The organism is Rhodobacteraceae bacterium LMO-JJ12 (genome assembly GCA_021555075.1).
In the GTDB taxonomy this organism is placed as follows: domain Bacteria; phylum Pseudomonadota; class Alphaproteobacteria; order Rhodobacterales; family Rhodobacteraceae; genus JAKGBX01.
The window spans coordinates 111,407-118,921 of sequence record JAKGBX010000005.1 but is presented as its reverse complement, the minus strand read 5'-3'; the positions used below and the strand labels follow the sequence as shown (position 1 = coordinate 118,921).

Genomic DNA, 7,515 nt, shown 5'->3' with positions numbered 1-7,515 from the left:
GCTCGAAAAGCAGACCCAAAGAAGGATCGAAGACATGAAAAAGACGACTATCGTAGCGGCAGTGTTGATTGCAGGTACTGCGGTCACGGCATTCGCGCATAGCGGTGCCACCGGCATCGTGAAAGAGCGCATGGACGCCATGCTTGCAATGGGGAAGGCGGTCAAGACCGTGGCCCCGATGATGAGGGGCGAAACGGCCTATGACGCAGAAACAGTGCGCGATGCCGCGCGCCTGTTCCAGCAGCACGCCGGTGAGAGCATGACGAACCTGTTCCCTGAGGGCACAGGGGGCATGCCCTCGGAAGCCAAAGACGAGGTGTGGACCGACTGGGACCGCTTCGCAGCATTGGCGAGTCAGCTGGAAGAATATTCCGAAGGCCTGGAACGCGCAGCCGACAATGGATTGGGCGGCATGGGCGGCAATACCTCCATGGGTGGCACCTCGATGATGGGCGGTGGGTCCATGATGGGCGGGAGCACGATGATGGGCGGAGGCGGCATGATGGATGCTGCCGCCATTGCCGAAATGCCCGCCGACGCGGCATTCGCGATGACGACCCAGGTCTGTTCCGCGTGCCATGAACGCTTCCGGGCGGAAGAAGACTGACCATGCGACGGTTTTTGACACTGGTCAGCGGGGTCGCCGTGCTGGGCGCGGCCGGCCTCGGCGCGGTGATTGCATGGCCTGTCGGCAGTGCGGTGGCGCCGATCGCATCAGCGGGCAATGTCGACCGGGGCGCGTATCTGGCGCGCGCCAGTGGGTGCATTGCCTGTCATACCAATTTCGAAGCGGGCGGCGCGCCACTTGCCGGAGGGGCGCCGCTCGAAACCCCGTTCGGAACGTTCTATCCGCCCAACCTGACGACAGACCCCGAACATGGCATGGGCGAATGGACGGCAGAACAGTTCGCAAAAGCCGTGCGGCAGGGTATCGGCCCCGATGGAACGCCCTACTATCCGTCTTTCCCATATACGTTCTATGCGGATTTTTCTGACCAGGATATCGCTGACCTCTGGGCGGCGTTTCAAACCGTGCAGCCCGTGGACAAGCCTGCACCAGAAAACGATGTCAGCTTCCCATTCGACCAACGATGGGGGCTGAAGCTCTGGCGAGCGGCGTTCTTCTACGATCCGGATACCGAACCGGTTGAAGGGCGAAGCGACTCATGGAATCGCGGACGGGAATTGGTGCGCGGTGCGGCACATTGCGGAGCCTGCCATACGCCGCGCAATCTTGCGGGAGGCCGCGATATCGGTGCTTCCTTTGCAGGCAACGCCCAGCTTCCCGGTGGCAGCAAGGCACCCGCGATACGGCCAAAAGACCTGGCCAAAAATGACTGGACGGTTTCAAACCTCGCTTATGCGCTCCAGACCGGCATCACCCCTTCGGGCGATGCGTTCGGCGGCAGCATGGCGGAAGTCGTTCGCGACGGAACTCGGTTTCTGACACCTGCCGATCGCGAAGCGATGGCGCTTTTCCTACTGAACAAGGACACGGTCGAGGCGGAGAACTCCGCTTCGAACTAACATCACGCGGGGGCGACACGCCCCCGCTTTCTCGAGGATCGAAATGAAACAAACACGTAGGGATTTCTTGCGCAATGCAACTCTGGCGGCCTGTGCGGCCGCCATCCCGCGGTCGGCTTATGCCGCAACCCCGTTCGAGGACGTGGTTACCAAGGTTGCGCGTCGACAACTTCTTCCGGACACCTACCCGGAAACAGAGATCTGGGGCTATGACGGTCTTGTTCCGGCCCCGGAAATCCGGGTTGCACAAGGCGATCGGGTGCGTCGCAGGTTCCGCAACGAGGTACCCGATCCCAGTTCGGTTCACTGGCACGGAATCCGGATCGATAACGCGATGGATGGCGTTTCAGGACTGACCCAGAAAGCCGTGGCACCAGGTGAAACCTTTGACTACGACTTCGTCGTACCGGACGCGGGCACCTATTGGTATCACGCGCATAATCGCTCATACGAGCAAGTCGCGCGTGGTTTGCGCGGTGCCTTGATCGTCGAAGAGGTCGATGGACCGGACATAGACCGCGAGGAAGTCATCGTTCTGGAGGACTGGTTGCTCGACCCTGAGAGCGGGCAGCTGTTCGACAATTTCGAACAGCCTATGATGATGAGCCACGGTGGACGCATCGGCAACTTTATCACGACCAATGGGCGCTATGACCTGACCTTGCCCGCGAAGCGCAACGAACGCATTCGCTTGCGGATCATCAACGCAGCAAGCGCTCGAATTTTCCCGCTGAGGCTCTCTGGATTCAGTGGCTGGACGGTGGCCGTGGATGGAATGCCAACCGGCCAACCCCAGTCGGTTGACGGCGAGTTGATCCTCGGCCCGGCACAGCGCGTCGACTTAATTGTGGATGTGACCGAAGGCGAAGGCGGCACCGCCCAATTGCTTCGCATCGGCGATGATGATCAACTGACCCCGTTGGTGAGTTTTCTGGTCAACGGCACAGCCAGTTCAGTACCAAGAGGCAAGCCACTGCCGTTGCCGCCGAACCCCGCGGCACACGCCCCGGACCTTGCCGATGCGCGTGATTTGCGACTGGTCATGTCCGGCGGGGCAATGGGGCGAATGCAGTCCGCATTGCTTGGCGGGGAACGTCTTGGATTCCGTCAGCTTGCCCAAGCGGGCAAATTCTGGGCCCTGAATGATGTCGCCGAAATGACCTACACGCCACTGGCCGATCTATCCCTGAACGAGCCGGTGCGCCTGAAGATCGAGAACCAGACCGTTTTCCCACATGCGATGCACCTGCACGGGATGCATTTCCGCGAGCTGCGCCCCGACGGCGCGTTCGGGCCGATGCGGGACACGATCCTGTTGGCCGGCAACGAGTCCCGGGAGATCGCCTTTACGGCAGACAATCCCGGCAAGTGGCTGTTCCATTGCCACATGCTCAGCCACGCCGCATCTGGCATGACAACCTGGATACGGGTCACATGAGATATCTCGTTTGGTCCCTTCCGATCACTGTCGCAGCAGCCGCCTTCACGTATTGGCTCTCGACCAGTGCATCCTCGGATGTCGGCAGCGCGTCCAGGGCGGAGAGCTACGACATCGAAGAAGGCGCGTTGCTCTACGCAGAAAACTGTGCGTCTTGTCATGGCGCGGGTCTGGAAGGCCAGCCGGAATGGCGAACGCCCGGCGCGGATGGGCGCCTGCCAGCACCACCACATGATGAGACGGGTCACACCTGGCATCATCCTGACAGCCTGCTCTTCGATTACACAAAACTGGGGGGTGCGGCGCTTCTGGCGCGTCAGGGCGTCGAATTCGACAGTGGCATGCCCGGTTTCGCAGACGTGCTGACCGACCAGCAAATTCACAACATCCTGGCCTTCATCCGGTCCACCTGGCCAGACCGCATCCGCGAAGTCCAGGCCGCGCGGACAGAAGCCGACGAACAACGGGGAGAGAACTAAAATGCGTTTCAGACAAGCCTTCACGACGGTCGCGATAGCTGCCTTGCTTCCGATACCGGCACTCGCGGACGAACTGTCAGAGTCCCGGGTCAAGGAACTTGTGCTCGAGGCAATCCGCGAGAACCCGGAGATTGTCATGGAGGCCGTGGCGATCCTCGAACAAAGGCAGGCGCAAGCGCAGGAGCTCAGTCAGGCCCAAGTTCTGAATGACCAGCGCGATCTGATCGAGAACGATCCGAATGCGCCGGTTCTCGGCAACCTGGAAGGGGACGTCACTGTTGTGGAATTTTTCGACTACAACTGTCCCTATTGTCGGCGGGTCAAACCCGAGGTGCGGGCTTTGATCGAAGACGATCCCAACATTCGCCTCGTCTATCGTGAATGGCCCATTCTCGGAGACGGATCGGTGTTTGCCGCGAAAGCGGCCTTGGCAGCGCGCAAGCAGGACAAATACGAAGAGTTTCACTGGGCAATGATGGGGCTGGAAGGCCGCGCGGAAGAGGCCTCCGTGCTGCGCGTGGCCGAGGAGATCGGCCTGGATATCGCGCAGTTGCGCAAGGACATGGAGGCCCCCGAGGTCGAAGAGCACATTGCGACCTCCATGCAACTGACCCAAGCTCTGGGCTTTAACGGCACGCCGTCTTTCGTGATCGGGGATGCGCTGGTCCCGGGCTTCGTCGAAAAGGCGCAGCTTGCCGACTTGGTCGAGGAAGCCCGCAAAGTCGAAGACTGAAATTCTGTGCCCGGACCACCCTTGGGTGGTCCAGGCACTGCATCAAGCGGCCGCAGGTTCCACGTTGTAGCCCGCATCCCGAATGATCGCTTGGACCTGATCGGCTGGTAACACGCTGTCGACATGCACCTGTCGGGCAGAAAGGTCACATTCCACGCCTGCATTCGGATCTGCGCTCTTCACCGCGCTTTCGATTGCTGCGGTGCAATGCCCACAGCTCATGTCCGGAACGCTGAACTTCATCGGAACCACTCCTTGATCTGATTTCTATCGGTGACATGGGGCTTCCCCCCGCTGGAAGGTCAAGTGAAGAAATTTATTTGGCGCCCTCCCATTGACCCTCCAGTAACTGGAAGCCTCATATTCCACTTCGAATGGAAAAACAGGTGACACATATGCCCGAACCCAAACAGATCAGCCTGCCGATCGAAGGCATGTCATGCGCGTCCTGCGTTGGCAGGGTCGATCGCGCATTGAATGCAATCGACGGCGTAGAGGATGTGTCGGTGAACCTTGCCTCGGAAACTGCTCGCATGAGCGTGGACGCGCTCAAGCGCATTCCCGACATCATCGAATCCCTTCGCGAGCTGGGCTACCCCGCGCGGAAGGCCAGGGCCGAACTCACGATTGCAGCGATGTCCTGTGCCTCTTGCGTCGGGCGGGTCGATAAGGCGCTTGCCGCGGTGCCCGGGGTGGTCGAGGTGAACGTCAACCTCGCCTCAGAGACGGCGACGGTCGTTTACGTCGAAGGTCTTGTCACGACATCCGATCTGATCGAATCAAGCGGCGCGGCAGGGTATCCAGCAACCGTGGCAACGGCCCAGGCCGGTGACGACAGAGTTGCGCGCAAGGAGGAAGAGGCTCAGGCGCTTGCCAAACGGGTCACCTTTGCGGCCATCCTCGCCTTGCCGGTCTTCCTGATCGAAATGGGTGGCCACGTCATTCCGGCCGTTCATATGCTGATCGAGACCACGATTGGCCAGCAGACGAGTTGGCTTCTTCAGTTCGTGCTGACGACAATCGTTCTCTTCGGCCCAGGCCGGACGTTTTACACCAAGGGTTTCCCGGCCTTGTTCCGGGGTGCCCCCGACATGAACAGCCTCGTCGCGGTCGGCACCGGGGCGGCTTACCTTTATTCCGTGGTTGCGACATTCGTACCGTCGGTCCTGCCTGACACGCTGCGCACCGTCTATTTCGAGGCGGCAGCGGTCATCGTCGTTCTGATCCTTCTGGGGCGGTTTCTTGAAGCGCGCGCCAAGGGGAGAACGGGCGCGGCCATCCAGAAGCTATTAGGGCTTCAGGCGCGGACTGCACGCGTGATGCGGGACGGAGAAAGCGTCGAGATCGAGATCGATGCGCTGGTTCAGGGTGACATCGTCATCGTGCGCCCTGGTGAACGCATCGCGGTCGATGGCGAGGTCATCGAGGGGACCAGCCGCGTCGACGAAAGCATGCTGACAGGCGAGCCGATCCCCGCTGAAAAAGGTGCCGGAGATACGGTGACCGGCGGGACGGTCAACGGCGCCGGAAGCCTGCAGTTCCTCGCCACGCGGGTCGGCGCCGACACGACCCTGGCGCAGATTATTCGCATGGTCGAAGAGGCCCAGGGCGCCAAACTGCCGATCCAGGGATTGGTCGACCGGATCACCTTGTGGTTCGTGCCTGCCGTGATGGCGATCGCGGCGGCGACCGTGCTGGTCTGGCTGTTTTTCGGGCCTGATCCGGCCCTGACGATGGCGCTGGTCGCCGGTGTGTCGGTGCTCATCATCGCGTGCCCCTGCGCGATGGGGCTTGCGACGCCGACCTCGATCATGGTCGGGACGGGACGTGCTGCGGAAATGGGTGTCCTGTTCCGTAAAGGTGACGCCTTGCAGCAGCTCGATTCCGTTGATGTGGTCGCCCTCGACAAAACAGGCACGGTGACCGAGGGGCGACCCGCACTGACTGACCTTGTGCTGGCGGAAGGGTTCGATCGTACAACAACGCTTTCGAAGATGGCCGCCGTAGAGTCGCTCTCCGAGCATCCTGTCGCGGACGCCATCGTGCGGGCCGCGCGGGCCGAGGGCGCACCTCTTGTGGCGGCCGAAGGCTTTCAATCGGTCACAGGTTACGGCGTGCGCGCCGTGGTCGAAGACGTGGAGGTGTTGGTTGGGGCCGACCGCTACATGGCGCGCGAAGGCATTGACGTCTCGGCATTGTCTCCAGAGGAAACGAAGATCGCAAGCAAGGGTCGCACGGCGCTTTACGCTGCCATAGATGGGCGTGTCGCCGCCGTGATCGGCGTGGCCGATCCGGTCAAACCGGCAAGCCGCGCAGCCATCGCAGCGCTGCACGAAAAGGGTCTTGCGGTTGCGATGATCACCGGCGACAAACGCGAAACCGCCGAAGCCATCGCCCGCGAAACCGGTATCGACCACGTCATCGCCGGCGTCCTGCCGGACGGCAAGGTTGCGGCGCTCGACAGTTTGCGCCAAGGGAACAAGCGCATCGCCTTTGTCGGCGACGGGATCAATGACGCCCCGGCGCTGGCGCATGCCGATGTGGGCATCGCCATTGGAACCGGCACCGATGTGGCCATCGAATCTGCGGATGTCGTCCTGATGTCGGGCGATTTGCGCGGCGTGGTGAACGCCTTCGAAGTATCGCGGCGGACCATGCGCAACATCCGGCAGAACCTGTTCTGGGCCTTTGCCTACAACGTGGCACTTATTCCGGTCGCTGCCGGGGTGCTCTATCCGGCCTTTGGGTTGCTCCTGTCACCAATCCTTGCGGCGGGTGCGATGGCGTTGTCCTCGGTGTTTGTCCTGACCAATGCCCTGCGGCTGCGGCGCATCGCGCCTGCGATGGACGAGCAGCGCGCAATCCCGGCAGAGATGGCAGCCGCCACTCCTGCTCCAGCAGAATAACGGAGGTCCGACATGAACATCGGAGACGTTGCCCGACAATCGGGTGTGCCCGCCAAGACGATCCGCTACTACGAGGACATCGGTCTGATCCGCCCGAACCGTAGCGAGAACGGCTATCGCGCGTTCACCGAGAACCACGTTCACAAGCTGGCGTTTCTCGGTCGCGCACGGGCCTTGGGGTTCACCATCGAAGATTGCAGGACGCTCCTGTCGCTCTACGAGGATGAAAACCGCGAAAGCATGCAAGTGAAGGCGGTTGCGGAAGACCATCTGCGCCAGATCGAGGAAAAGATCGCGAAACTGCAATCCATGCGCGCGACGCTCGCCGAACTGGTGGAAAAATGTGCCGGGGATCACCGGCCCGACTGCCCCATCATCGAGGATCTGTCGCCGGAGCGGTTGGCCAAGTGACAGGCAAGAAGGGGCTGTACC

8 protein-coding genes are annotated in these 7,515 nt (G+C 61.4%); 7 read left to right on the top strand and 1 reads right to left on the bottom strand.

Annotated features, from left to right (window positions below; all coding sequences use genetic code 11):
* The first annotated feature begins 34 nt into the window (after positions 1-34).
* The 5 genes from LZG00_20745 to LZG00_20725 are packed head-to-tail and all read left to right on the top strand — an operon-like array spanning position 35 to position 4,177.
* Entirely contained in the window at positions 35-607 is a 573-nt protein-coding gene (locus tag LZG00_20745) for a cytochrome c (protein ID MCF3596419.1), read from the top strand.
* Positions 608-609: 2 nt separating this feature from the next.
* Positions 610-1,527, top strand: coding sequence for a cytochrome c (locus tag LZG00_20740; GenBank protein ID MCF3596418.1), 918 nt, complete (start codon positions 610-612; stop codon positions 1,525-1,527).
* 43 nt (positions 1,528-1,570) lie between these two features.
* Positions 1,571-2,965 carry a multicopper oxidase family protein gene (locus LZG00_20735; protein MCF3596417.1) on the top strand — a complete coding sequence of 465 codons (1,395 nt, stop codon included), beginning with the start codon at positions 1,571-1,573 and terminating at the stop codon, positions 2,963-2,965.
* Positions 2,962-3,444 carry a cytochrome c gene (locus tag LZG00_20730; protein MCF3596416.1) on the top strand — a complete coding sequence of 161 codons (483 nt, stop codon included), beginning with the start codon at positions 2,962-2,964 and terminating at the stop codon, positions 3,442-3,444. Before LZG00_20735 ends, LZG00_20730 begins: the two co-directional genes overlap by 4 nt.
* Before the next feature lies 1 nt (position 3,445).
* Positions 3,446-4,177, top strand: a complete 732-nt coding sequence (locus LZG00_20725) for a DsbA family protein (protein ID MCF3596415.1) — start codon at positions 3,446-3,448, stop codon at positions 4,175-4,177.
* Positions 4,178-4,219: 42 nt separating this feature from the next.
* Here LZG00_20725 and LZG00_20720 read toward each other — a convergent pair whose 3' ends face one another.
* Complete coding sequence (locus LZG00_20720; protein ID MCF3596414.1) at positions 4,220-4,420, bottom strand: heavy-metal-associated domain-containing protein; 201 nt, start codon at positions 4,418-4,420, stop codon at positions 4,220-4,222.
* Positions 4,421-4,572: 152 nt separating this feature from the next.
* Between LZG00_20720 and LZG00_20715 the strand changes: the two genes are divergently transcribed.
* Both LZG00_20715 and cueR read left to right on the top strand, forming a co-directional pair.
* Positions 4,573-7,083 carry a heavy metal translocating P-type ATPase gene (locus LZG00_20715; protein MCF3596413.1) on the top strand — a complete coding sequence of 837 codons (2,511 nt, stop codon included), beginning with the start codon at positions 4,573-4,575 and terminating at the stop codon, positions 7,081-7,083.
* A gap of 12 nt (positions 7,084-7,095) precedes the next feature.
* Complete coding sequence (cueR, locus tag LZG00_20710) at positions 7,096-7,494, top strand: Cu(I)-responsive transcriptional regulator (protein ID MCF3596412.1); 399 nt, start codon at positions 7,096-7,098, stop codon at positions 7,492-7,494.
* Positions 7,495-7,515: the final 21 nt, after the last annotated feature.

Bases quoted from the DNA above. Each gene is read 5' to 3' on its own strand.
- LZG00_20745 (MCF3596419.1), top strand. From the start codon at position 35: ATGAAAAAGACGACTATCGTAGCGGCAGTGTTGATTGCAGGTACTGCG.
- LZG00_20740 (MCF3596418.1), top strand. From the start codon at position 610: ATGCGACGGTTTTTGACACTGGTCAGCGGGGTCGCCGTGCTGGGCGCG.
- LZG00_20735 (MCF3596417.1), top strand. From the start codon at position 1,571: ATGAAACAAACACGTAGGGATTTCTTGCGCAATGCAACTCTGGCGGCC.
- LZG00_20730 (MCF3596416.1), top strand. From the start codon at position 2,962: ATGAGATATCTCGTTTGGTCCCTTCCGATCACTGTCGCAGCAGCCGCC.
- LZG00_20725 (MCF3596415.1), top strand. From the start codon at position 3,446: ATGCGTTTCAGACAAGCCTTCACGACGGTCGCGATAGCTGCCTTGCTT.
- LZG00_20720 (MCF3596414.1), bottom strand. From the start codon at position 4,420: ATGAAGTTCAGCGTTCCGGACATGAGCTGTGGGCATTGCACCGCAGCA.
- LZG00_20715 (MCF3596413.1), top strand. From the start codon at position 4,573: ATGCCCGAACCCAAACAGATCAGCCTGCCGATCGAAGGCATGTCATGC.
- cueR (MCF3596412.1), top strand. From the start codon at position 7,096: ATGAACATCGGAGACGTTGCCCGACAATCGGGTGTGCCCGCCAAGACG.